Annotated in this window: 24 protein-coding genes; 20 read left to right on the forward strand and 4 right to left on the reverse strand. The window is 71.0% G+C overall.

Annotation, left to right across the window (positions count from 1 at the left end):
- The first annotated feature begins 84 nt into the window (after window positions 1–84).
- The 4 genes from LNW73_RS26890 (at window position 85) to prcA (ending at window position 2,514) form a co-directional block, all read left to right on the forward strand.
- Window positions 85–303: a ubiquitin-like protein Pup gene (locus tag LNW73_RS26890; RefSeq protein WP_250991661.1), complete on the forward strand. Its 219-nt coding sequence runs from the start codon at window positions 85–87 to the stop codon at window positions 301–303.
- 328 nt (window positions 304–631) lie between these two features.
- Window positions 632–904: an endonuclease VII domain-containing protein gene (locus LNW73_RS36485; RefSeq protein WP_308407734.1), complete on the forward strand. Its 273-nt coding sequence runs from the start codon at window positions 632–634 to the stop codon at window positions 902–904.
- Window positions 856–1,701, forward strand: coding sequence for a proteasome subunit beta (gene prcB, locus LNW73_RS26900; protein ID WP_250991663.1), 846 nt, complete (start codon window positions 856–858; stop codon window positions 1,699–1,701). Before LNW73_RS36485 ends, prcB begins: the two co-directional genes overlap by 49 nt.
- A gap of 63 nt (window positions 1,702–1,764) precedes the next feature.
- Window positions 1,765–2,514: a proteasome subunit alpha gene (gene prcA / locus LNW73_RS26905; protein ID WP_250991664.1), complete on the forward strand. Its 750-nt coding sequence runs from the start codon at window positions 1,765–1,767 to the stop codon at window positions 2,512–2,514.
- A gap of 225 nt (window positions 2,515–2,739) precedes the next feature.
- Here the strand turns inward: prcA and LNW73_RS26910 are convergent, their stop codons facing one another.
- Window positions 2,740–3,855: a LacI family DNA-binding transcriptional regulator gene (locus LNW73_RS26910; protein WP_374118193.1), complete on the reverse strand. Its 1,116-nt coding sequence runs from the start codon at window positions 3,853–3,855 to the stop codon at window positions 2,740–2,742.
- Between the two features lie 124 nt (window positions 3,856–3,979).
- On the opposite strand from LNW73_RS26910, the gene LNW73_RS26915 reads away from it, so the two are divergent.
- The 15 genes from LNW73_RS26915 to LNW73_RS26985 all read left to right on the forward strand — a co-directional run bounded on the left by LNW73_RS26915 (window position 3,980) and on the right by LNW73_RS26985 (window position 19,107).
- Window positions 3,980–5,227 carry an MFS transporter gene (locus tag LNW73_RS26915; protein WP_250991666.1) on the forward strand — a complete coding sequence of 416 codons (1,248 nt, stop codon included), beginning with the start codon at window positions 3,980–3,982 and terminating at the stop codon, window positions 5,225–5,227.
- Window positions 5,228–5,236: 9 nt separating this feature from the next.
- The gene (pafA, locus tag LNW73_RS26920) at window positions 5,237–6,598 is read left to right on the forward strand and encodes a Pup--protein ligase (RefSeq protein WP_138354818.1); all 1,362 of its coding nucleotides are present in this window, start codon (window positions 5,237–5,239) and stop codon (window positions 6,596–6,598) included.
- Between the two features lie 156 nt (window positions 6,599–6,754).
- Entirely contained in the window at window positions 6,755–7,768 is a 1,014-nt protein-coding gene (locus LNW73_RS26925) for an FKBP-type peptidyl-prolyl cis-trans isomerase (protein ID WP_250991667.1), read from the forward strand.
- A gap of 41 nt (window positions 7,769–7,809) precedes the next feature.
- Window positions 7,810–8,181, forward strand: a complete 372-nt coding sequence (locus LNW73_RS26930; RefSeq protein WP_250975090.1) for an FKBP-type peptidyl-prolyl cis-trans isomerase — start codon at window positions 7,810–7,812, stop codon at window positions 8,179–8,181.
- 109 nt (window positions 8,182–8,290) lie between these two features.
- Window positions 8,291–9,232 (forward strand): helix-turn-helix transcriptional regulator, encoded by a 942-nt coding sequence (locus LNW73_RS26935; protein WP_250991668.1) that lies wholly within the window; start codon window positions 8,291–8,293, stop codon window positions 9,230–9,232.
- Window positions 9,233–9,246: 14 nt separating this feature from the next.
- Window positions 9,247–10,194 carry a helix-turn-helix transcriptional regulator gene (locus LNW73_RS26940; protein WP_250975088.1) on the forward strand — a complete coding sequence of 316 codons (948 nt, stop codon included), beginning with the start codon at window positions 9,247–9,249 and terminating at the stop codon, window positions 10,192–10,194.
- Between the two features lie 9 nt (window positions 10,195–10,203).
- Entirely contained in the window at window positions 10,204–10,464 is a 261-nt protein-coding gene (locus tag LNW73_RS26945; protein WP_164293719.1) for a hypothetical protein, read from the forward strand.
- Between the two features lie 90 nt (window positions 10,465–10,554).
- On the forward strand, window positions 10,555–10,758 hold the full coding sequence (locus LNW73_RS26950; protein WP_138354824.1) for a hypothetical protein: 204 nt from the start codon (window positions 10,555–10,557) through the stop codon (window positions 10,756–10,758).
- Window positions 10,759–11,039: 281 nt separating this feature from the next.
- Complete coding sequence (gene tatA / locus LNW73_RS26955) at window positions 11,040–11,321, forward strand: Sec-independent protein translocase subunit TatA (protein ID WP_250975087.1); 282 nt, start codon at window positions 11,040–11,042, stop codon at window positions 11,319–11,321.
- 61 nt (window positions 11,322–11,382) lie between these two features.
- Entirely contained in the window at window positions 11,383–12,309 is a 927-nt protein-coding gene (gene tatC / locus LNW73_RS26960; RefSeq protein ID WP_250975086.1) for a twin-arginine translocase subunit TatC, read from the forward strand.
- A 97-nt stretch (window positions 12,310–12,406) separates the two neighbouring features.
- Entirely contained in the window at window positions 12,407–13,294 is an 888-nt protein-coding gene (locus tag LNW73_RS26965; protein WP_250991669.1) for a diacylglycerol kinase, read from the forward strand.
- 138 nt (window positions 13,295–13,432) lie between these two features.
- Window positions 13,433–16,249, forward strand: coding sequence for a DEAD/DEAH box helicase (locus LNW73_RS26970; RefSeq protein WP_250991670.1), 2,817 nt, complete (start codon window positions 13,433–13,435; stop codon window positions 16,247–16,249).
- Window positions 16,250–16,428: 179 nt separating this feature from the next.
- Window positions 16,429–17,112, forward strand: a complete 684-nt coding sequence (locus LNW73_RS26975) for a PadR family transcriptional regulator (protein ID WP_250991671.1) — start codon at window positions 16,429–16,431, stop codon at window positions 17,110–17,112.
- Window positions 17,113–17,311: 199 nt separating this feature from the next.
- The gene (locus LNW73_RS26980) at window positions 17,312–18,331 is read left to right on the forward strand and encodes an ATP-binding cassette domain-containing protein (RefSeq protein ID WP_250991672.1); all 1,020 of its coding nucleotides are present in this window, start codon (window positions 17,312–17,314) and stop codon (window positions 18,329–18,331) included.
- Entirely contained in the window at window positions 18,328–19,107 is a 780-nt protein-coding gene (locus tag LNW73_RS26985) for an ABC transporter permease (RefSeq protein ID WP_250975081.1), read from the forward strand. The genes LNW73_RS26980 and LNW73_RS26985 overlap by 4 nt, the downstream gene beginning before the upstream one ends.
- Window positions 19,108–19,230: 123 nt before the next feature.
- On the opposite strand, the gene LNW73_RS26990 is transcribed toward LNW73_RS26985, so the two are convergent.
- A complete protein-coding gene (locus LNW73_RS26990) occupies window positions 19,231–20,082 on the reverse strand; it encodes a siderophore-interacting protein (RefSeq protein ID WP_250991673.1) in 852 nt (283 codons plus the stop codon).
- A gap of 153 nt (window positions 20,083–20,235) precedes the next feature.
- On the opposite strand from LNW73_RS26990, the gene LNW73_RS26995 reads away from it, so the two are divergent.
- A complete protein-coding gene (locus tag LNW73_RS26995; RefSeq protein ID WP_250991674.1) occupies window positions 20,236–21,579 on the forward strand; it encodes a cytochrome P450 in 1,344 nt (447 codons plus the stop codon).
- Between the two features lie 32 nt (window positions 21,580–21,611).
- Here LNW73_RS26995 and pgeF read toward each other — a convergent pair whose 3' ends face one another.
- Both pgeF and LNW73_RS27005 read right to left on the reverse strand, forming a co-directional pair.
- Window positions 21,612–22,328 (reverse strand): peptidoglycan editing factor PgeF, encoded by a 717-nt coding sequence (gene pgeF / locus LNW73_RS27000; protein WP_250991675.1) that lies wholly within the window; start codon window positions 22,326–22,328, stop codon window positions 21,612–21,614.
- A 121-nt stretch (window positions 22,329–22,449) separates the two neighbouring features.
- The gene (locus LNW73_RS27005) at window positions 22,450–23,451 is read right to left on the reverse strand and encodes an alpha/beta fold hydrolase (protein ID WP_250991676.1); all 1,002 of its coding nucleotides are present in this window, start codon (window positions 23,449–23,451) and stop codon (window positions 22,450–22,452) included.
- Window positions 23,452–23,720 lie beyond the last annotated feature (269 nt).

The raw sequence follows: 23,720 nt of genomic DNA on the forward strand, positions 1-23,720 counted from the left end.
CAAGTGAGCGGAAACAGGGCCGATGTCGGACCCGGCTTGTAGGGTCTGATCAAGTGGGAAACGCAACCGAGCGGGGTGAGCGTCATGGCTACGAAGGACACCGACGGCGGACAGCAGAAGGCGACACGCGCCACCGAGGAAGTCGAAGAGGTAGCGCAGGACGCGCAAGCCTCGGACGAACTCAAGGAGCGCCACGAGAAGCTCTCCGAGGATGTCGACGACATCCTCGACGAAATCGACGATGTCCTCGAGGCCAATGCTGAGGACTTCGTTCGAAGTTTCGTTCAGAAGGGTGGAGAGTAGTCCTAAAATGTCCGAAGTGCACCAAGAAAGGAAATGCTCTCGGTGCAAGAGGATGTTGCCGCGGGATGCCTTCGCCAGTAACACGTCGATGCCCGACGGGCTCCAGGCCTACTGTCGAGAGTGCTCCGCGGAGTACTACCGACAGCGTCAGGAAGCCAAGGGTCTCAGCGTCCGCCAGAAAGTAGCGGTTCCGCCCGGTCACAAGCGGTGCCCGCGGTGCACCGAGATCAAACCGCACGCGCAGTGGTCCAGGAACAGCGGCGCGTTCGACGGTCTGGCCACTTACTGCAAGGCGTGCCGAGCGGTAGAGGGGCGCGCGAGGCACCTCATGCGCCAGTACGGCATCACCGTGGCCGAGCGCGATGAGCTGATCGCCTCTCAGGCGGGCATGTGCCCGATCTGTTTGGCTGCTTCTGCGGAACATGTGGATCACTGCCACGAGACGGGTAGGGTCCGAGGCGTACTGTGCTTCAACTGCAATTCGGCACTCGGCAAGCTGAGAGATGAACCCGATGCACTGCGTCGGGCCGTCGCATATCTGGAAGGAAACGTGTGGAAGCCAACACTCGTGGCACAGGGCGTCTACCGGCTGCCTTCCTGACGCCTGGCTCGTCCTCGTTCATCGACTTCCTCGGCGAGCACTCACCGGACCTGCTGCCGCGCAACCGGAGCCTGCCGCCGCTCCAGGGCGCCATCGAGATCCCGCACGGCACGACCATCGTGGCCGCGACGTTCCCCGGCGGGGTGATCCTCGCCGGGGACCGGCGCGCGACGATGGGCAACATCATCGCGCAGCGGGACATCGAGAAGGTCTTCCCGGCCGACGAGTACTCGGCCGTGGGTATCGCCGGCACCGCCGGACTGGCCGTGGAGATGGTGCGGCTGTTCCAGCTGGAGCTGGAGCACTACGAGAAGATCGAGGGCGCGGTGCTCTCCCTGGAGGGCAAGGCGAACCGGCTCTCCACGATGATCCGCGGGAACCTCGGGATGGCGCTCCAGGGACTGGCCGTCGTTCCGCTGTTCGCCGGATACGACGTGGACCGCGAAAAGGGCCGGATCTTCACCTACGACGTGACGGGCGGACGCTCCGAGGAGCACGGCTTCGCGTCGACGGGTTCGGGTTCGGTCTTCGCCCGCGGTTCGATGAAGAAGCTGTACCGCAAGGATCTGACGGAGGACCAGGCGATCACGCTGGTCGTACAGGCCCTGTACGACGCGGCCGATGACGATTCGGCCACCGGCGGACCGGACCTGGCGCGGCGTATCTATCCCATCGTCACCGTCATCACCGACGAGGGCTTCCGCAGGCTCACCGAGGACGAGTCGTCCGACGTCGTCCGTGCCATCCACGAGCGCCGGCTGGAACAGCCCGACGGCCCGCGTGCCGAGCTGCTCTGACGGTCCGGCAGGACCGGATCGAGAAGAAAACCCTCGTCACTGACAGAAAGGGACGGATAGCCGGTGTCGACGCCGTTCTATGTCTCACCCCAGCAGGCCATGGCCGACCGTGCGGAGTACGCCCGCAAGGGCATCGCGCGCGGCCGCAGCGTCGTCGTGCTGCAGTACACCGACGGCATCGTGTTCGTCGCCGAGAACCCGTCCCGCGCGCTCCACAAGGTCAGCGAGATCTACGACCGGATCGCGTTCGCGGCGGTGGGCAAGTACAACGAGTTCGAGAACCTGCGGATCGGCGGCGTGCGCTACGCCGACCTGCGCGGCTACACCTACGACCGTGAGGACGTCACGGCCCGCGGTCTGGCCAACGTCTACGCCCAGACCCTGGGCACCATCTTCTCCAGCGTCGGCGAGAAGCCGTACGAGGTGGAGCTGATCGTCGCGGAGGTCGGCGCGGCCGCCGAGGACGACCAGATCTACCGGCTGCCGCACGACGGCTCGATCGTCGATGAGCACGGCGCGGTGGCGGTCGGCGGCAACTCGGACTCGATCGGCACCTACCTGGACCAGCGGCACCGCGACGGCATGACGCTCGCGGAGGCGCTGAAACTGGCGGCCGAGTCCCTCGGCCGGGACAGCAACGGCGGGGAACGCACGCTCACCGCCGAACAGTTGGAGGTCGCGGTGCTGGACCGGACGCGGCCGCAGCAGCGCAAGTTCAAGCGGATCCTGGGCCGTCAGCTGGCCCGCCTCCTGGAGGCGGACAGCGCAGCGACCACAAAGACGGACGACCCGTCAGATGAGGAAGAGGAGTAGGGGCCCACGTCCCTGTCGCCTTACCCATGTCACGCCCGCACCTCTGCGAGGGGGACGGGGCTGGAGGGGTGGGGTTTCGAAATGCTGCCGAGCTATTTGTGGGCCGCCAGGCCCGTAAATAGTCGATTTCGAAGCCCCACCCCGGAGGGCCCGGCCCCCGTCACCGAGGCGCGGGCGTGAGTCGTTCCCGTACCTGCGGGAGGCACGCCGCGCCCGCCACCTGAATCAGGTCACCGCGGGAGCCGGCGGCGGCCCCGTCGAGCCCCGGACCACGAGTTCCACCGGCAGATCGCTCCCGTCGGCCGGACGGCCGTCCAGGACGGCCAGCAGTGCCGCCATGCCCCGGCCGCCGATCTCGTCGGCGGGCAGCCGGACCGTGGTGAGTTCCGGTTCGACCGCGGTGGCGAGCGCGAGGTCGTCGAATCCGGTCACCGACACATCGGCCGGCACCCGCAGCCCCAGCCGCCGCGCGGCCTTGCAGGCGCCCGCGGCGAGGATGTCGTCGTCGCAGACCAGGGCGGTGGGCCGGGGGCCGGGCCGGGTGAGGGCGTGTTCCGCGGCGAGCCGCGCGTCCTCGACGCTGTGCGCGGAGCGCACGGTGTACAGCACCACGTCCCCGGCGCCCGCCAGGGTGTCGGCCAGTGTCGCGGCGCGGACGTGGAACGTCCAGGTGTCCACCGCGGAGGCCAGGTGGGTGATCCGGCGGTGCCCGAGGCCGAGCAGACAGCGGGCCACCTGCCGCATCCCGTCGGCGATGTCGAAATTGACCGTGACGGCGGCGCCGGAGCCGGCCGCGCCCGCCGCGCCGGAGCCGGCCGCGCCGCCCGCGCCGCCGGAGCCGCCCGCGCCGCCCGCGCCCGCCGCGCCGGCCGCGCCGGGGTCGCTGTCGAGCATCACGAGCGGAAGGTCGCCGCCGCCGATCGCGTCGAGCGCGTCTGCGGCCATCGAGGACGCGATGACGCCGTCGAGCGAGGCGCGGGCCGAGCCGAAGGGGTCGCGGGCCGGCCCGATGCCGTCGGGGGACGGGTAGAGCACCACGCCGAACTCGTGCTCCGCCGCGACGCGGGCGGCGCCGGTGTAGACCCGGGCGAAGTACTCGTTGGTCAGCGCCGGGACGACCAGCAGGGCCGTCCGGGTGCGGCCGAGCCGGAGGTTGCGGGCGGCCAGGTTCGGCCGGTAGCCCAGTGCCAGCGCCGCCGCGCGGACCGCTTCCGCCGTGCGCTCGGAGACCCGCCCGCGGGACTTTCCGCCCAGGACCAGCGAAACGGTCGCCTGCGAGACACCCGCGGCCCGCGCCACGTCCCGTGAGGTGGGGCGTGCGGTATCGGTCACTCCGGGCATCCTTCCGGTCCCCGCGGATGGACCCGCGGCCTGCCGTCATGGTACGTATGACGCATCAAGTTATACGTAACACCTCGGCCGGCGACCAGCGGCGGCCGGGGGAGACCGGGGGAGAGGGGCCGGCATGGCGGCGGGATACGGGGACCTTCTGAGGACGCGGTACGCCGGCCGGCTGCTCGGCGGCACGCTGATCGGCCGGCTGCCCAACGCGACGGCCGCGCTGTGCATCGTGCTGCTGACCCGCTCCGAAGGGGGCAGCTACTCGCTCGCCGGTTCGCTGGGCGCGCTCTACGGGCTGGGCACGGCCATCGGCCAGCCGCTGCTGGGCCGGATCGTCGACCGGTACGGCCAGCCGCGGGTGATGCTCCCCGCGGCCGTGCTGTCGGCCGCCGGCATGGTGCTGTTCGCCCTGGTCGGACCGGACCCGCTGCCGGTGGCCTGTGTGGCGATGGCGGTGGCCGGGCTGTTCACCCCGCCGCTGGAAGGCGGACTGCGGGCGCTGTGGCCCGGCGTCCTGAAGAGCGAGGACCGGCTGCACGCCGCCTACGCCCTGGACGCCGCCGCCCAGGAACTGCTGTTCACCATCGGCCCGGTCCTCGTCACCGGCCTGGTCGCGGTGGCCTCGGAGACCGCCGCCGTGCTGTGGATCGCGGCGGTCGGCGTCGTGGGCGCGCTGGGCGTCGTGACGGCCCCGCCGTCCCGCGAGTGGCGGGCGGAACCGCGGGCCGCCGACTGGCTCGGACCGCTGCGCGCCCCGGGGCTGCGCGCGCTGATCGGCTGTCTGTTCTTCGTCGGTGTCGCACTCGGCTCGATCGCGGTCGCCGCGGTCGCGTACGGGGACGTGCACGGCGGCGGCATGGTGAACGGCTACCTGCTGTCGGCGCTCGGTCTCGGCGCGCTCATCGGCGGTGTCACGTACGGCGCCAGGACCTGGCCGGGCACGCCGGAGCGTCGGCTGCGGGTGCTCACCATCGGACTGGCGGTCTGTTACGCGCCCTTGGCGCTGGTCCCCGGAGTGGTCGCGATGACGGTCCTGTCGGGGCTCGCCGGAGTGTTCCTGGCGCCGGTTCTGGCCTGCGCGTTCGTGGTGGTGGACCGGCACGCGCCGAGCGGCACGGTGACCGAGGCGTTCTCCTGGCTGGTGACCGCGATCGGCGTCGGCGCCTCACTGGGAACGGCGGCCGCGGGACCTGCCGCGCAGTTCGGCGGGGTCGCCGCCGGATTCGCCGTCGCGGCGGGCGGTGGATTCATCGCACTGGCGGTGCTGGTCGCGACCGCCCGATTCCTCGCGTCCCCAAACCTGAAAACCGAGTTGGAAAAAGATCGAATCGGTGGCGTCGAACCCGGTTTCAGCACCCCGCATCAGGCGTAATGTTCAGTCATGGACCGCCGCATTTTCGGGCTGGAGAACGAGTACGGCGTCACATGCACGTTCAGGGGGCAGCGGCGTCTGTCTCCTGACGAGGTGGCGCGGTACCTCTTCCGCCGTGTCGTGTCATGGGGCCGGAGCAGCAATGTCTTTCTGCGCAACGGCGCCCGCCTCTACCTCGATGTCGGCTCGCACCCGGAGTACGCCACTCCGGAGTGTGACAATCTGACCGAGCTGGTCACCCATGACAAGGCCGGCGAACGCATCCTCGAAGGCCTTCTGGTGGACGCCGAACGGCGTCTGCACGAAGAGGGCATCGCCGGCGATGTCTATCTGTTCAAGAACAACACCGACTCCGCGGGAAACTCCTACGGATGTCACGAGAATTACCTCGTCGCGCGACACGGCGAGTTCTCCCGCCTCGCCGACATCCTCATTCCGTTCCTGGTCACCCGGCAGATGATCTGCGGTGCGGGCAAGGTGCTGCAGACGCCGCGCGGTGCGGTCTTCTGCGTCAGTCAGCGAGCGGAGCACATCTGGGAGGGCGTCAGCTCGGCGACCACCCGTTCCCGTCCCATCATCAACACCCGTGACGAGCCGCACGCGGACGCGGAGCGCTACCGGCGGCTGCACGTCATCGTCGGCGACTCGAACATGTCCGAGACGACCATGCTGCTGAAGGTCGGTGCCACCGACCTCGTGCTGCGCATGATCGAGGCGGGCATCGTGATGCGGGACCTGACCCTGGAGAACCCGATCCGGGCGATCCGCGAGGTCAGCCATGACATCACCGGCCGCCGCAAGGTGCGGCTGGCCACCGGCCGCGAGGCGTCCGCCCTGGAGATCCAGGAGGAGTACTACTCCAAGGCTGTTGACTTCTGCGAACGCCGCGGCATCCGCAACGGCGTGATCGAGCAGGTGCTGGAGCTGTGGGGCCGCGCGCTGGAGTCGATCGGCAGCGGTGACCTGGCGGCCATCGGCACCGAGATCGACTGGGTGATGAAGTACCAGCTGATCGAGCGCTACCGGAACCGGGACAACATCACGATGTCCCACCCGCGCGTCGCCCAACTGGACCTCGCCTATCACGACATCCACCGCCGCCGGGGGCTGTACTACCTGCTGGAGAAGAAGGGCCAGGCCAAGCGGATCTGCAGCGATCTGAAGATCTTCGAGGCGAAATCGGTTCCCCCGCAGACCACTCGGGCCAGGCTGCGCGGCGATTTCATCCGCCGGGCGCAGGAACAGCGGCGTGACTTCACGGTCGACTGGGTGCATCTGAAGCTCAATGACCAGGCGCAGCGAACAGTGCTGTGCAAGGACCCCTTCCGATCGGTCGACGACCGGGTCGAGAAGCTCATCGCCGGAATGTGATCGACGCGAGTCGGAACGCGATCGGACGCGGATCGTCGTCAGGAGCCCCGCACGCTGTGGCGTGCGGGGCTCCTGGCATGCCGGGGTCCTCTGATGCGGGGCAGGCCGTAGAGTGACCGCTACTGACGGACCATCCCAGCTACCCCGAGGACCACTGTGCGACGCCGACTCGCTGCCGCGCTCATCGTGCCGGCTCTGATGCTCACCGCGGCCTGCGGAGGAGGGGACGACTCGGACAAGAAGGCCGACTCGCCGACCCCCACGGCTTCCGCGACGCCTACGCAGCCCGCGGCTCCCAAGCCGGTGTCGTCGGCCGCGCCGATGCCCACCGTCGCCGGTGAGCTGGGCAAGAAGCCGACCATCACCATCCCCAAGGGCGAACCGAGCGGGAAGTTCGTCGTGAACACCCTGACCGCGGGCACCGGCCCGGAGGTCAAGAAGAACGACCAGGTCGTCACCAAGTTCACCGGCAAGGTCTGGAAGAGCGGCAAGGAGATCGGCGGCTCCTACGACAAGGGCGGCGCCGCGCAGGTCATCCCGGCGGGCTCGCCCACGATCATCCCGGCCTTCAGCGAGGCCGTACTGGGTCAGAAGGTCGGCAGCCGCGTCCTGGTCGTCGCCCCGCCGGCCGCCGCGTTCGGCGCCCAGGGCAAGCAGGAACTGGGCATCACGGCCACCGACACCCTCGTCTTCGTGCTCGACGTCGGCCAGATCATGCCGATCCAGGTCACGGGCACGCAGTCCGCCATCCCGTCCGACCTGCCGAAGGTGGACGCGGAGAAGGCGGCGGCGGCGAAGATCACGGTGCCGAAGAACGACCCGCCGAAGACGCTCGTCGACAAGGTGCTGATCGAGGGCACGGGCGACGTGATCAAGAGCGGTCAGACGGTCTACATGCAGTACAGCGGCGCGGCCTGGAAGCCCAACGAGGGCAAGGACACGGCCAAGCTGTTCGACGACAGCTGGAAGACCGGGGCGCCGTTCAGCACCGTCATCGGCCAGGGCCAGGTCATCGAGGGCTGGGACAAGGGCCTCGTCGGCAAGAAGGTCGGCAGCCGGGTGCTGCTCGTCATCCCGCCGGAGCAGGCGTACAAGGCCGAGGCCAAGGGAGCCGACCTTCCGGCCAACTCCACCCTCGTTTTCGTGGTGGACATTCTCGGAGCAGTGTAAGACTGTCCGGGTTGTCCGCAACGTATCAAGGAGTTACCGCAGTGAGCATCGAGAAGCCCGAGATCGATTTCCCCGCTGGTGAGCCGCCGGCCGACCTCGAGATCAAGGAGATCTGGGAGGGCACCGGCGAGGAGGCCAAGGCGGGTCAGAACGTCAGCGTCCACTACGTGGGCGTCTCGTTCAGCACGGGTGAGGAGTTCGACGCCAGCTGGAACCGCGGTTCCGCGTTCACCTTCCCGCTCGGTGGCGGCCGCGTCATCAAGGGCTGGGACCAGGGCGTGCAGGGCATGAAGGTCGGCGGCCGCCGCCAGCTGACCATCCCCGCGCACCTCGCCTACGGCAACCAGAGCCCCACCCCGGCGATCAAGCCGGGCGAGACTCTGATCTTCGTCGTGGACCTGATCTCGGTCTGAGCAGGCGCGTATCCGAGGGCCCACGCCGGCAGGCGTGGGCCCTCGCTTTTGCCGCAGCTCCCCGGAGCGGTACGGTCGTCGATCGAGAGCTGAAGACGAAGGGTGCGCGATGGCGATTGCCAAGGCCGAGCGACTGATGAACCTGGCGCTGTGCCTGATGAACACCCGGCGTCCCGTCAGCAAGCGGGAACTGCGCGAGTCGATCGAGGCCTATCACGAGATAGGTTCCGACGACGCGTTCAACCGGATGTTCGAGCGCGACAAGGACGATCTGCGGGAACTCGGGCTCATCATCGAGACGGTGGAGAGCGTCGACGGCGATGTGGGCTATCTGGCCCGCCGCGACCGCAACCGGCTGCCCGAGATCGCGCTGGACGCCGAGGAGGCCGCCGCGCTGAGCCTGGCCGCCAAGGTGTGGCAGCAGGCCCGGCTGGCCGAGGCCGCCAGTGGCGCGCTGCAGAAACTCCGGGCGGCGGGCGTGCCGTTCGAGGACACCCACAGCGCGCTGGAACCCCGGATCCCCACCCCGGAGCCGGCGTTCGAGCCGCTGATGGTCGCGACGCGCGAGCGCCGGGCCGTCTCCTTCGACTACCGCAAGGCGAACGCGGTGCGCCCCGAGCCGCGGCAGGTCGAGCCGTGGGCCCTGGAGTGCTGGCGCGGCCACTGGTACCTGGCCGGCTGGGACCGCGACCGCGGCGCGGTCCGGGTCTTCCGGCTCTCCCGCATCTCCGGCAAGGTCCGCTCCCGCGGCGGTGCCTTCAGCGCCCCCGTCCCCGACCACGTGGACGTACGCGCCGCCGTCGCCAGCTGGGCCGGCGAGGGCGCCACGGCGACCGCCCGGATCCGGCTGCGCCGCGACTCGGGCTATCCGCTGCGGGCCAAGGCCGTGACGTCCGAGCCGGTGGACGCCGACTGGGACGAACTGGAGATCCCGTACGGGCATGGACTCGACGCCTGGCTGGTGGAGTTCGGCCCCGATGTGGTGGTCCTGGAACCCGCCGAACTGCGGGCCGATGTGGTGGACCGGCTGCGTGCCGTGGCCAAGGACTGACGGGACTTCACGACATGGCGAACGCGATCGACCAGACCCGGCGGATGCTCTCCCTGGTCACCTATCTGCGGGAGCGCCCCGGCGCCCGCGTCACCGACGTGGCGCGCGCCTTCGGCGTCACCGAGGCCGAGCTGATCGGCGACCTGAACGTCCTGCCGCTGTGCGGTACGAGCTTCCGCGGCGGTGACCTGCTCGACATCGACACCGACGGCGAGCGGATCTGGTGGCACAACGTCGACGATGTGGCGCAGCCGCTGCGGCTGGCCGCCGACGAGGCCACGGCGCTGCTCGTGGCGGCGCGGGCGGTGGCGAACCTGCCGGGGCTGCGCGACAGCGACCGGCAGGCGCTGCTGCGGGCCACCGCGAAGCTGGAGACCGCGGCCGGCGAGGTGGCGGCCGCCAGCTCCCAGCTCTCGGTGACCTTCGAGTCCGAGGGCAGCGTCTTCGCCGATGTGGACCGGGCCATCGCCGAACGGCGCCGGCTGTGGATCCGCTACTACTCGCCGGCCCGGGACGCGCTGACCGAGCGGGAGGTGGACCCGATCCGGCTCTTCGCGGTCGGCCACACCTACTTCGAGGGCTGGTGCCGGCTGTCGGAGGACCGCAGGACCTTCCGGCTCGACCGGGTCGCGGAGATCAGGCTGCTCGACGAGCCGTCCGACCCGCCGCGGATCGAACCGCGCGACCTCTCCCTCGGGCTGGTGCAGCCGGCGGGCGACGACCCGGAGGTCGTCATCGAGGTGGGTCCCGGCGGCCGCTGGGTCGCCGAGTACTACCCGTACGACAGCGCCGACGAGCTGCCCGACGGGGGACTGCGGATCAGCCTGCGCACCCCCGACCCGGGCTCGCTGCGCCGGCTCGCGCTGCGGCTGGGCCGGGACGGCCGGATCGTCTCGCCGGCCGACCTCGCGGACCGGGCGCGGGAAGCGGCCGTGCTGGCACTGGCGGCGTACGGAGAATAGGGAGTGACGATGACGGGGGCAGCGACCTCGACGATGACGGCCCCGGCGCCGTCCGCGGTGCTCTTCAAAGCCGCGTGCCCGGACTGCCGCGGCCGTTTCGAGCTGGCGTCGCAGGAGCTGCGGCTGGCGATCGGCCGCACCCACCGGACCACGTTCTACTCCTTCACCTGCCCGGAGTGCGGGCTGGCGGTCCGCAAGCCGGCGGGGGAGCGGATCATCGAGCTGCTCACCGGCGGCGGGGTGCGCACCATGCGCCTGCACATCTGCTGACGCCCCGGCGATCGAGGGGATCCGGGCGCCCGAGGACATCCCGGCGACCGAGGACATCCGGGCGCCGGCCGAGCCGATAGGGTCGGTGCCATGTGGTGGCTCTACCTGTACGTCGGCCTCTCGACCGCCGGCATCCTCGTGCTCGGCGCACTCGCCGTCCGGCTCTTCGCCGAGGTCCAGCGGCTGGCCCGGCAGGTGGCCAGGAGCACCGACGACCTCTCCCGCGCCGCCGACCGGCTGAGCCGGGCCGCGGAGCCGCTCGCGGAGCGCGCGGGGGACATCTCCCGGCAGTGACGCGGACCCGCGCCGACCCCCTGGACCTGGGGTGATCCCCGGTTCGCGGACCGGGACCGCTCCGGCGTTACACAACGGCTCTCGTTCCCGGCCGTCCCGGAGGGTACGCTGCGTAACGTGGCCCCATGAATGAGCGGCAGGGGTCGCACCTGGTGGTTGCCGACGGGTTGCCGGTCGTTTACCACCGCAGGCTACGATCACAGCCAGTACGGCGGTACGGACTCCTGTCCGGGTCGCCGAAGACATGGACCCACGCCGCCTCGGTGAGAAGGTAGACACTTATGCTCGGCAATCTCAAGCCCCTCGAGATCGTCCTCATCCTTCTCGTCATCATCTTGCTGTTCGGCGCCAAGAAGCTTCCCGACATGGCCCGGTCGCTCGGCAAGTCGGCCCGCATCCTCAAGAGCGAGGCCAAGGCGATGAAGAAGGACGACGAGGCTCCGGTGGCCGACACCCACACCGCCGAGTCCGCGCCCGCCGCGCCGAAGACGATCCAGGCCGCGCCCGGCGATGTGACCAGCGCGCGCCCGGTGACGGAGCCGAACCACACCACCCAGGGCTGACCTCAGCCCGTACCGGTTCGCAACAAGCCGCTGACGGCTGCCGCACGAGACGAGGACGTGGGTGCTCAAGTCTGCCCGCAAGCAGGAGAAGGATCCCGAAGGGCGCATGCCGCTCGCGGATCACCTGCGTGAGTTGCGCAACCGGCTGCTGAAGTCGGTACTGGCGATCATCGTCGTCACGATCGTCGCGTCGTTCTTCTACCGCGACATCATCCAGTTCTTCATGCACCCGGTGCTCAAGTCCGTGGGCTGCGTGAACGGCCAGATCAAGGGCGCCGACGGCCGGCCGTGCGCGGAGATGACGGTGAACGGGCTGACCGGCCCGTTCGCGATCGCCATGAAGGTCTCGCTGATGGCGGGCCTGGTGGCGACGACGCCGATCTGGCTCTACCAGCTCTGGGCGTTCCTCGCGCCGGGGCTGCACACCAAGGAGAAGCGCTACGCGATCTCCTTCGTGGCCGCGGGCGTGCCGCTCTTCCTCGGCGGCGGCTACCTCGCCTATGTGATCCTGCCGCAGACCGCGCAGATCATGATCGACCTGACGGTCGACGACGCGCGCAACCTGTTCCCGCTGGACGACTACCTCGACCTTGTCGTGCGCATGATCATCGTCTTCGGCTGCGCCTTCGAACTGCCGCTGCTGCTGGTCCTGCTGAACTTCACCGGAGTGCTCACCGCCAAGCGCATGCTCGGCTGGTGGCGGGTGATGGTCCTCGGCATCACCATCTTCGCCGCGGTGGCCACGCCCACCGGCGACCCGTTCTCGATGTCGCTGCTCGCCGCTCCCATCGTGTTCCTGTACTTCGGGGCCGTGGGGATCGCGTTCTTCAACGACCTCCGCAAGCGCCGCCGCCGTGAGGCCGATCCGGACTTCTCGCTCGACGACGACGAGGCGTCCAGCCTCGACCACATCCCCGAGCAGGTCGGCGCCGCACCGGCCCCGGCCGCGTCGGACCGTCCCACCGACGACTTCGACGACGCGACCTGACCTCGCCCTCGGCGCTCGACCCCGGCGCTCGACCCCCGGGGTCGGCCTCGAAGCGCTCGACCTCGACGCGGGTGATCACGCGCGGTAGGGTCCGCGCGTGACCAGCGACATCACCCTCTTCGTCAACCCCGCCGCGGGACGCGGCCGGGGCGCACACGCCGCGCAGCCGGCCGCCCGTGCGATGCGGGAGGCCGGGTTCACCGTTCGCACCGTCGTCGGCCAGGACGCCGCCGACGCCCTCGTGCGGGCCCGCGAGGCGGTCGCCGCCGGGACCGGTGCGCTGGTGGCCGTCGGCGGCGACGGGATGGTCTCGCTGGCCCTGCAGGCGGTGGCGGGCACCGACACCCCGCTGGGAGTGATCGCGGTGGGCACCGGCAACGACTTCGCCCGCGCCACCGGGCTGCCGGTCCGCGACCCCGCGGCCGCCGGACGCGCGGCTGCCGCCGCGCTCAGCGAAGGGCGCACCCGGGCCGTCGACCTCGGGAAGGTCGGGGACCGCTGGTTCGGGACCGTACTGGCCTCCGGCTTCGACTCACGGGTCAACGACCGCGGCAACCGGATGCGGTGGCCCACCGGGCGCTTCCGCTACGACGTCGCGATGCTCGCCGAACTCGCCGCCCTGCGCCCGATCCCGTACCGGATCCGGTTCGACGACGGCCCGGAACGGGAGATCGAGGCGACCCTGATCGCGGTCGGCAACGGGTCGTCGTACGGCGGCGGCATGCGGATCTGCACCGACGCGGTCCTCGACGACGGGCTGTTCGACATCACCGTCGTCGGGCCGTGCAGCCGCACCACGCTCCTGACGGTCTTCCCCCGGGTGTACCGGGGGACGCATCCCAGCCATCCGAAGGTCACCGTGCACCGGGCGGCGCGGGTGCGGCTCGCGGCGGACGACGTGACGGGATACGCGGACGGCGAGCGGATAGGGCCGCTGCCGATGACCGCCGTGACGGTGCCGGGAGCCCTGCGGCTGCTGGTCTGATGTTCGACCGCGCCGGTCCGCCGCCCGTCCGCTGCCCATCCGCTGCCCATCCGCCGTGGGTCCGCCGTGGTTCCGGGCGTCGATACGAATAAAAGATCACGCGGTGTGTCGGTGGGGGCCGGTACGCTCGGTGGCAAGATGACCGATGAGATGTCCCCCGCCGAGCGCTACGCCGCAGACCGGCGTCGCGCGGCCGATCAGGCCACTGCCCTCGCGCCGTTCCGCGCGCTGTACGACTTCGACCTGGATCCGTTCCAGATCGCGGCATGTCAGGCTCTGGAGGCCGGAAGCGGAGTGCTGGTCGCCGCGCCGACCGGCTCCGGAAAGACCATTGTCGGCGAGTTCGCCGTCCACCTCGCCCTCACCGAGGGCCGCAAGTGCTTCTACACCACGCCGATCAAGGCCCTGTCGAACCAGAAGTTCAGCGACCTCGTCAAGCGGTACGGCGCGGACAAGGTCGGCCTGCTGACCGGTGACAACAGCGTCAACGGCGACGCACCGGTGGTCGTGATGACCACCGAGGTGCTGCGCAACATGCTCTACGCCGGATCCTCGGCGCTCGACGGCCTCGGCTATGTCGTGATGGACGAGGTCCACTACCTCTCCGACCGCTTCCGCGGTGCCGTCTGGGAAGAGGTGATCATTCACCTCCCGCAGTCCGTGACGCTGGTGTCGCTGTCGGCGACCGTCTCCAACGCCGAGGAGTTCGGCGACTGGCTCGACACCGTGCGCGGCAGCACCGAGGTGATCGTCTCGGAGCACCGCCCGGTGCCGCTGTGGCAGCACGTGCTGGCCGGCCGCCGGATGTACGACCTCTTCGAGGAGAAGGAGGGCGCCGCCGAGGCCGCCCGCCGCGAGGTCAACCCGGACCTGGTACGCCTCGCCCGGATGGAGAACCAGCGGACCGTCCACCCCCGTGACCGGCACAAGCGCGGCTACGAGGCGGACCGGGAGCGCGAGCGCCGGTCGAGCGGCAAGGTCTGGACGCCCAGCCGCGCCGATGTGATCGAGCGGCTCGACTCCGAGGGGCTGCTGCCGGCCATCACCTTCATCTTCAGCCGGGCCGGCTGCGAGGCGGCCGTTCAGCAGTGCCTGTACGCCGGGCTGCGGCTGAACAGCGACGAGAACCGGGAGCGGGTCCGGGCCATCGTCCAGGAGCGCACCAAGGCGATCCCGGACGAGGACCTGCACGTCCTGAAGTACTTCGAGTGGCTGGAGGGCCTGGAGCGCGGCGTCGCCGCGCACCACGCCGGCATGCTGCCGACCTTCAAGGAGGTCGTCGAGGAGCTGTTCCTCAAGGGCCTGGTCAAGGCGGTCTTCGCCACCGAGACCCTGGCGCTGGGCATCAACATGCCGGCCCGCTCCGTGGTGCTCGAGAAGCTCGTGAAGTGGAACGGCGAGACGCACGCCGACATCACCCCCGGCGAGTACACCCAGCTGACCGGCCGGGCCGGCCGCCGCGGTATCGACGTCGAGGGCCATGCCGTCGTGCTGTGGCAGCGCGGTTTCGACCCGGGCGCGGTCGCGGGGCTGGCCGGCACCCGGACGTATCCGCTGCGCTCGTCCTTCAAGCCGTCGTACAACATGGCGGTCAACCTGGTCGGCCAGTTCGGGCGGCACCGCTCGCGGGAGCTGCTGGAGACGTCCTTCGCGCAGTTCCAGGCCGACCGGTCGGTCGTCGGGATCTCCAAGCAGGTGCAGCGCAACGAGGAGGGGCTCGGCGGCTACAAGGAGTCGATGACCTGCCACCTCGGAAACTTCGACGACTACATGCGGCTGCGCCGCCAGTTGAAGGAGCGCGAGGCCGAACTGTCGCGGCAGGGCGCCACCCAGCGCCGGGCCGCCGCGTCGGACGCGCTGGAGAAGCTCAAGCCGGGCGACATCATCCATGTCCCGGCGGGCAAGTACGCCGGGCTGGCCCTGGTGCTCGAACCCGGCGTCCCGGCCGGCCGCAGCCCCGGCCACCGGCGGCACGAGGACCATCAGGACGGTCCGCGGCCGCTGGTGCTCACCGCCGAGCGGCAGGTCAAGCGGCTGGCGCAGATCGACTTCCCGGTGCCGGTCGAAGCCGTCGACCGGATGCGGATCCCGAAGTCGTTCAACCCGCGCAGCCCGCAGTCCCGCCGGGACCTGGCCTCCGCGATGCGGACCAAGGCCGGGCACTTCGAGCCGGAGCGGCACCGCAAGTCCCGGGCCGCGGCGGCCGACGACACCGAGATCGCCCGGATGCGCACCGAGATCCGCGCGCACCCCTGCCACGGGTGCGACGAGCGCGAGGACCACGCCCGCTGGGCCGAGCGCTATCACCGGCTGGCACGCGACACCAAGCAGCTGGAGCGGCGCATCGAGGGCCGCACCAACACCATCGCGCGCACCTTCGACCGGATCTGCGGGCTCCTCACCGAGCTCGGCTATCTGCAGGGCGAACAGGTCACCGCCGACGGCAAGCGGCTCGCCCGGCTCTACGGCGAGCTGGACCTGCTGGCCAGCGAGTGCCTGCGCGAGGGCGTCTGGGACGGCCTCGGCCCGGCCGAACTGGCGGCGTGCGTCTCGGCGCTGGTCTTCGAGGCGCGGCAGTCCGACGACGCGCTGGCGCCCAAGCTCCCGACCGGCAACGCCAAGGAGGCGCTCGCCGAGATGGTCAGGATCTGGGGCCGGCTCGACGCACTGGAGGAGGACCACCGCATCCACCAGACCGAGGGCGTCGGCCAGCGCGAGCCGGACCTCGGCTTCGCCTGGCCGGTCTACCGCTGGGCGTCGGGCCACGGCCTGGACGCGGTCCTCGGCGACGCCGAGATGCCGGCCGGTGACTTCGTCCGCTGGTGCAAGCAGGTCATCGACGTGCTCGGCCAGATCTCCGACGCGGCCCCCACCGACAGCCCGGTCCGCAAGAACGCCCGCAAGGCCGTCGAAGCCCTGCGCCGTGGCGTAGTGGCGTACTCCTCGGTGGGCTGAGCCCAGGCCGTACCCGACACCCCGCTCGCCGGATCCACCGGCGGGCGGGGTTTTTGCTGTGTCGTGACAGGTCCGGCGGCGATGCGGGCACGGCGTGAAACTCGCGATGTATCGCGCTTGTCGAACTCGCGTACACGCGATATGCTCGGCCACGGATATCCGGAAGCGAGGTGAGGGTGATGGCGAAGCGGCGAAAGCTGTCCAATCCGTTGGCGCTGGCGGTGATGGCCACGCTGGGGGAGCGGCCGATGCATCCGTACGAGATTGCGCAGGTGCTCCGGCAGCGGGGGAAGGAGCAGAGCATCAAGATCAATTACGGCTCGCTCTACACCGTCGTCCAGAACCTCGAGAAGCACGGTTTCGTCGAGATCGCCGGCACGCAGCGGCAGGGCAACCGGCCCGAGCGGACCCTGTACGGGCTGACCACGTCCGGGCGGGTGGAGATGCACGACTGGCTGGCCGATCTGGTGGCCGTGCCGGTGCGGGAGTATCCGGCCTACGAGGCGGCGCTCTCGCTGATCCTGATGCTGCCGCCGGACGAGGCGGTCGGGCTGCTCGGGGAGCGGGTCGCCAAGCTGGAGATCCAGGTGGCGGCGATCCGCGGGGTGCTCGGCAAGCTGGACGGGGACCTGCCCCGGATGTTCCTCATCGAGACCGAGTACCAGGTCCACATGGTCGAGGCGGAGATCGCCTGGACCCGTGGCTTCCTCGCCGAGCTGGCCGCGGGGACGGTCTCCGGCGTCGCCGAATGGCGGTCCTGGCAGCAGAGCGGCGAGATCCCCGGCGAATGGGCGGAGATCGAGAAGCAGGTCGCGGACTCCGGGATCGGCGAACAGTTCAGGGAGCACATGAAGGAGCTCTGACCCCGGGGGAACCACCCCCGGAAACGACAACTCCGGCGCCCGCTGCGGGAACAGCGGACACCGGAGGCGTAACCCATCGGCCGGACAACCGCGCGAAGCAGGTGCCAGGCGATCCAGGTGCGGCACACCCAGGATAGCCCGGCCCCCCTTCCCGCGATCGGTTCGGCAGACACCGAACACCGATATGCGGAGGCACCTCATGACGACCACCCGCGCGCCCGCTGTGGCGGCGCACAACCTGATCAAGACGTATCCCGGTGATATCAAGGCCCTTGACGGCATGGACATCACCGTCGGAGCGGGCACGGTCTTCGGGCTGCTGGGCCCCAACGGCGCCGGCAAGTCCACCACCGTCAAGGTCCTCACCACGCTCGCCCGTCCGGATTCCGGGACCGCGATCGTCGCGGGTCATGACGCGCTGCGGCATCCGGACCGGGTCCGCCGGGCGATCGGCGTGGTCGCGCAGAAGTCCGGCGCGGACCCGGTCGCCACCGGCCGGGAGAACCTGCTCCTGCAGGGGCGGCTGTACGGGCTCAGGGGCGCCGCGCTGACCCGGCGGGCCGATGAGCTGCTGGACCGTTTCGCTCTCACCGATGCCGCCAAGCGGCTGGTCAAGACGTACTCCGGCGGTATGCAGCGCCGGCTGGACGTGGCCATCGGGCTGGTCCACCGGCCCGAGGTGCTCTTCCTCGACGAGCCCACCACCGGTCTCGACCCCGAGGCGCGCACCGCCATGTGGGAGGAGATCTCCCGGCTGGCCGGTGACGAGGGCCTGACGATCCTGCTGACCACCCACTATCTCGAAGAGGCCGACCGGCTCGCCGAGCGCGTCGCGATCGTCGACCGCGGCCGGGTCGTCGCCGAGGGCACGCCCGACGAGCTGAAGGGCGAACTGCACGGCGACGCCGTCCAGGTCGTGCTGCGGGAGGACACCGGCCCGCTCGACGCGCGGCTGCTGGAGACGGCGCTGTCGGAGTTCGCGGGCGTCCGGGAGGCGGTCGTCGACGGCCGCCATGTGCGGGCCCGCGCCGACGACGGTCCCTCCGCGGTGCCGCATGTGCTCGCCGTCCTCGAACGCGAGGGCGCGGGCGTCGCCTCGGTGACCGTGGCCCGGCCGTCCCTCGACGATGTCTATCTGCGCTACGCCGGCCGCCGCTTCGCGGACGCCGACACCGGTGACGGCGCTCCCGTCCCGGCCACCGCTGGAGGTGCCCGATGAGTACGGCGACCCTGAACCACACCTGGTACATGACGCAGCGTCAACTGACCGCGATCCTGCGGCAGCCGGCCTTCCTGGTGATCACCCTGGTGCAGCCGGTGATCTGGCTGTTCCTCTTCGGCTCGCTGTTCCGCAAGGTCGTCGAGCTGGGCGGCTTCGGCACCACGTCCTACCTGGACTACCTGGTGCCGGGCGTGGTGGTGATGAGCGCCCTGTCCTCCAGCATGTGGGCGGGCATGGGCACCCTTGAGGAGATCGAACGCGGCACGCTGAACCGCTTCCTCGTCACCCCGGTCAGCCGGGCGGCGCTGATGAACGCCAACGTGGTGCAGCAGGGCATCAGCACCGCGCTGCAGTCCGTGGTGATCGTGCTGCTCGGCAAGCTGGGCGGCGCCGACTACCCGGGCGGTTTCACCGGACTGCTGATCCTGGTCGTCGCGTCGATCCTGCTCGGTACGGTGTTCGGCGCGTTCTCCAACGCGCTCGGCATGCTGGTGCGGCAGCGCGAGAGCATCATCGGCATCAACACCTTCCTGCTGCTGCCGCTGACGTTCCTGTCCTCGGCCTTCATGGCCGTGACGCTGATGCCGTCGTGGATGCGGCACATCGCCGACTTCAACCCGGTCAACTGGGCTCTGGTGGCGGGCCGTTCGGCGATGGCCGCCGACCCCGACTGGGGTTCGGTGCTCAGCCGCGGCGGTGCGTTGCTGGCACTGGCGGTGGCCGCGGTGTGGCTGTCCACCCGCACCTTCCGCGCCTACCAGAAGTCGGTCTGAGGACCGTACGGAAACGGCGGCCGGGCCCGGAACATCCGGGCCCGGCCGCCGCATGCGCTCACCCGGCCGCCGTGCGCTCACCCGGCCGCCGTCAGCAAACGCCCGCCGTTGGCGCGCCCGCTGTCAGGAAGTGGCCGGAGCGGTTTCCTGCTCCTGCTCGACCTGCTGGTTCCACTCGCGCTTCGAGGCCTGCCAGCCGTCCTCGTCGGCGCCGCGCCGCCAGTAGCCGGAGATGGAGAGCTGCTCGCGCTCCAGACCGCGGTCGATCCGCAGATGGCGCCGCAGTTCCTTCACGAACGTCGCCTCGCCGTGCACGAAGGCCTGCACGGTGCCCTGCGGGAACTCCAGGGCCTGCACCGCCTCCACGAGCGCGGCGCCGATCGGCCGGTCGCCGCGGTGCAGCCAGACGATGTCCGCCTTCCCCGACGGGATGATCTCCTGCTCCTCCTCGGGGCCCGCCACCTCGATGAACGCCTTGGCGAGCGCTCCCTCCGGCAGCCGCTCCAGGGACGCGGCGATGGCCGGCAGGGCGCTCTCGTCGCCGGCGAGCAGATGCCAGTCGGCGTCCTCGCCGGGCGAGTAGGCGCCGCCGGGGCCGCCGAACAGCACTTCCTCGCCGGGCTGCACCTGGGCGGCCCACGGGCCCGCGATGCCCTCGTCGCCGTGGTGCACGAAGTCGACGGTGAGTTCCACCGCCTCCGGGTCCCAGGCGCGCACGGTGTAGGTGCGGGTACGCGGCCACTGGTCGCGGGGGAAGTCCCGGCGGACCGTTTCCAGGTCCATGGGCTCGGGGTACGCGACCCCGTCCACCGGGAACTGCAGCTTGATGTAGTGATCGGTGTGCTCGCCCGCACCGAAGCCCGCGAGCTGCTCGCCACCGAGCACCACACGGATCATGTGCGGGGTGATGCGTTCGGTGCGCAGTACGCGCGCCCGGTTGAGCTTCGGGGTCCTGCGCGCCGGACGGTCCGCCATGGGCACTTCCCACCCTCTCGTTCACCTGGGTAACTCGGACACAACTTAGGTAAGCCTAACTGATCGGTCCATATCGTGGGCACCTCATATCGGAATGATCACAAGGCCGGTGAACTCCCGCCGCCGGAGCGGCGGTTCCCTTTGATGATCCACATGAGTACCGACACGGCCACCGCCATCGCCGACGGCCCGCGCGGAGTGCCGCTGCTCGGCAACCTCCCGCAGTTCGCCAGGGACCCGCTGGCGTTCTTCACCCGGCTGCGCGAGTACCCCGCGGACCAGGTGCGCTGGACCATGGGCCGCACCCCGGCCCGGTTCCTGTGCCACCCCGAGCTGATCGGCGAGCTGCTGTCGTCGCGTGGGACGGTGTTCGAGCAGCCGGATCTCGGATTCTCCTTCAAATACCTGATGGGGGAGGGCGTGGTGACCGCCCGCGGCGCCGACTGGCGGCGCAAGCGCGCGATCGTCCAGCCCGCCGTGCGGCCCCGCCAGGTGCGGATCCACGCCGGGACGATGAGCGCCGTCGCCCAGCAGCTGGCCGACCGCTGGTCCGGCGGCGAGCACATCGACATCCAGCAGGAGATGGAGGGCGTGACCCAGCGGATCGCGGTCCGCACCATCTTCGGCACGGACGCGGCGGTCGACGAGGAACTCATCGCCCGGTCGATGGGGGTCGCGCAGCGCCAGATGGGCGCGGAGTTCCGCGGCCTGGGAGCGATACTGCCCGACTGGGTTCGCACCCCCGGGCGGATCCGCTTCAAGGCCGCCGTCGACACGCTCGACACCGAGGTGGCCCGGCTGGTCACCGCCCGCCGGACCTCGGGCGAGGACCGTGACGACCTGCTCAGCAGGCTGCTCGCCGCCCGGGACGAGAAGGGGGTCCCCCTCACCGACCGTGAGATCCGCGACGAGAGCGTCACCCTCTACAACGCGGGCCACGAGACCACCGCCACCACCCTGACCTGGGCCTGGTACCTCATCTCCCGCAACGAGGCGGTACGCGGGAAGCTCGTCGCGGAGCTGCGCCGCGAACTGGCCGGCCGCACCCCGGACTTCGACGACTACGGGCGGCTGACGTACACCGAGAGCGTCATCAAGGAGACGCTGCGCATTCGGCCGACGGTCTGGCTGAACTACGCCGTCGCCACGGAGGGCGCGACGCTCGGCGGCGAGCCGGTCGAGCCGGGCACCCAGGTCTGGATCAGCCCCTGGGCGACCCATCTGGACCCGCGCTGGTTCCCGGCCGCCCAGGAGTTCCGCCCCGAGCGCTGGGCACCGGACGCGCCCGATCCGATCACCGACAACTCCTGGTTCCCGTTCGGCGGCGGCACCCGCGCCTGTCTCGGCGCGCGCTTCGCGATGGTCGAGGCGGTCCTGGTCCTCGCCACCCTCGCCCAGCGCTTCCACCTGGACGTGGACCCGGGCGACATCCGGCCGACCGTCGGTCTGACCCTGCAGCCGGACCGGGCCGTCCGCGCCACCGTCCGGCCGCTCTGAGCTCCCCCCGGAGACCCTGGGGAGTGGAAGGGCTACTGCGTCAGCCAGACGTAGGCCGCGAACCGCCCGGTGGTCTGCTCCCGCCGGTACGAGAACAGCTCCTTCGACTCGATGGTGCAGCGCGGGTCGTGCCGGACCTCGCCCACGCCGGCGCGGGTCAACTGCCCGGCGATGGCCGCCCGTACGTCCAGCCCGGCGGTGCCCTGGGCGGTGGTCGCCCATGCCTCGGGGAGGGTGGCGCAGACCTCCTCGCGCATGGCGTCGGGCACCTCGTAGCAGGTGCCGCAGGCGGTCGGCCCGATGAGGGCGACCATCCGGGCCGGGTCGGCGCCCTTGGCGACCATGGCGTCGACGGCGGCGGGTACGACGCCGGCCACCGTTCCCACCCGTCCGGAGTGCGCGGCGCCGATGACCCGGGCCACCGGGTCGGCGAGCAGCACCGAGGCGCAGTCGGCCGCCAGCGCGGCCAGCGCGAGGCCGACCTCGGAGGTCACGACGGCGTCGAGCGGCGGCGCGTCCGGGCCGAAGGGCGCGGTCACATCGGCCACCGTGGCGCTGTGCACCTGGCGCATGTGGACGACACGTGAGGTGTCGAGCCCCAGCTCGAACGCGGTCAGCTGCCGGTTGCGGCGGACGGCGGCCGGGTCGTCGCCGGTGGCCCCGCCGAGGTTCCTGCTGTCGTACGGGGCCCTGCTCACCCCGCCGTGCCGGTCGGTGACGGCGTACCGCACTCGCGGTGCCAGTTCCATGCGCTGTCTCCCTCGGTCGGCCTGTGCCAGCAGCGTACGGCCCCGGCCGGTACCGGCCGGAGCGGCGGCCCGCCCCGGGGGTCCCGCGCCTGCTGCCGGATCCCCGCGCGGTACGGCCGGATCACCGCACGGTACGACCGGCGAGCGCCTCCACCGCGGCGGCGACCGCGTCCGGGCTGGAGATCATCGTCAGATGGCGGGCGCCGGGGATCAGCGTCGGGGCGGGGGCTCCGATGCGTGCGGCGGTCTCGGCCGGCGTCTGCCGGCTGAACACGTCGTCCTGCGCGCCGAACACGGCCGCCTTGGGCACGTCCACCTGGCGCAGCCCCGCCAGCCGGTCGGCGGAGATGCCGGGTACGCCCTCGCCCAGCATGCTCCACAGGGCGCCCTCGGCGCCCGCCACCCGCAGCGGACGCCGCCACTGGTCGAGGCCCGCGCCGTCCAGCCGCGGGCAGCCGGGCCCGCACTGGGCGTCGTACACCTTGCGGATCAGCCGGTCGGAGCCGAGCCCGAGCCGCAGCAGGGTGGTGCGGTACGGATCGATCAGCACGTAACGCAGCGCGGGCGGCGGGCCGGCGCCCGTGTCGAGCGCGTCGCCGTCGAGGAGCATCACCCCGCCGATCCGTCCCGGCGCGCGCAGCGCGGCCTCGGCGACCGTCGCCGCGCCGCTGGAGTGGCCGACCAGGATCGGGCGCTCACCGGGACCGCCCAGCCGCAGGGCGTCGAGGAAGCCCAGCAGCTGCCGGGTGAAGTGGTCGACGGCGTACGGGCCGCTCCGCTCGCTGTACCCCGAGCCGGTCAGGTCCAGGGCGTACACCCGGTGGTTCCGGGCGAGCAGCGGGGCCAGCCGCGACCAGGTGCCGGCCGACTCGAAGGCCCCGTGCACGAGGACGACGGGCGAGCCCGTCCCGCCCCACGCCTCGTAGCGGGTGTGGATGCCGGCCGCCTCGACGTACGTCAGCCCCGGCGGTGGCGCTGCCCGGTGGGAGGTGAACCCGTTGTAGACGAACGACGCGGCGGTCACCGTGACCAGCAGCGCGGCACAGACCAGCGCGGTACGCCGGACCCACCACCGCAGCCGGGAGCGCCGCGGGGCCGGGGCGGGACCGGACGGCGCCTCCACAGGCGCGTCCGACGGCGCATCAGCAGCCGGAGCATCGGCGGCGGGCACCCGTGGGGCGGTGTCCGGCTCGGACTCTTCGTTCGTTCGTGCGTGATCCAAGGCGGCTGTCCCGGTCGTCGATGGCCCGTGGGGGCGGACCGCCCCCACGGACACTCTCGCCCCCGGCCGCCCTCCGCCGCGTCCGGCGCGAGGAGGGGCCGGCGCTACTTCGTCCGCGGCAGCCGGTCCGCGGCGCGTACTCCCGCGGGAGCAGCGCCGCGGCCGTGGAC

The sequence above is a fragment of the Streptomyces sp. RKAG337 genome, assembly GCF_023701715.1.
GTDB lineage: Bacteria > Actinomycetota > Actinomycetes > Streptomycetales > Streptomycetaceae > Actinacidiphila.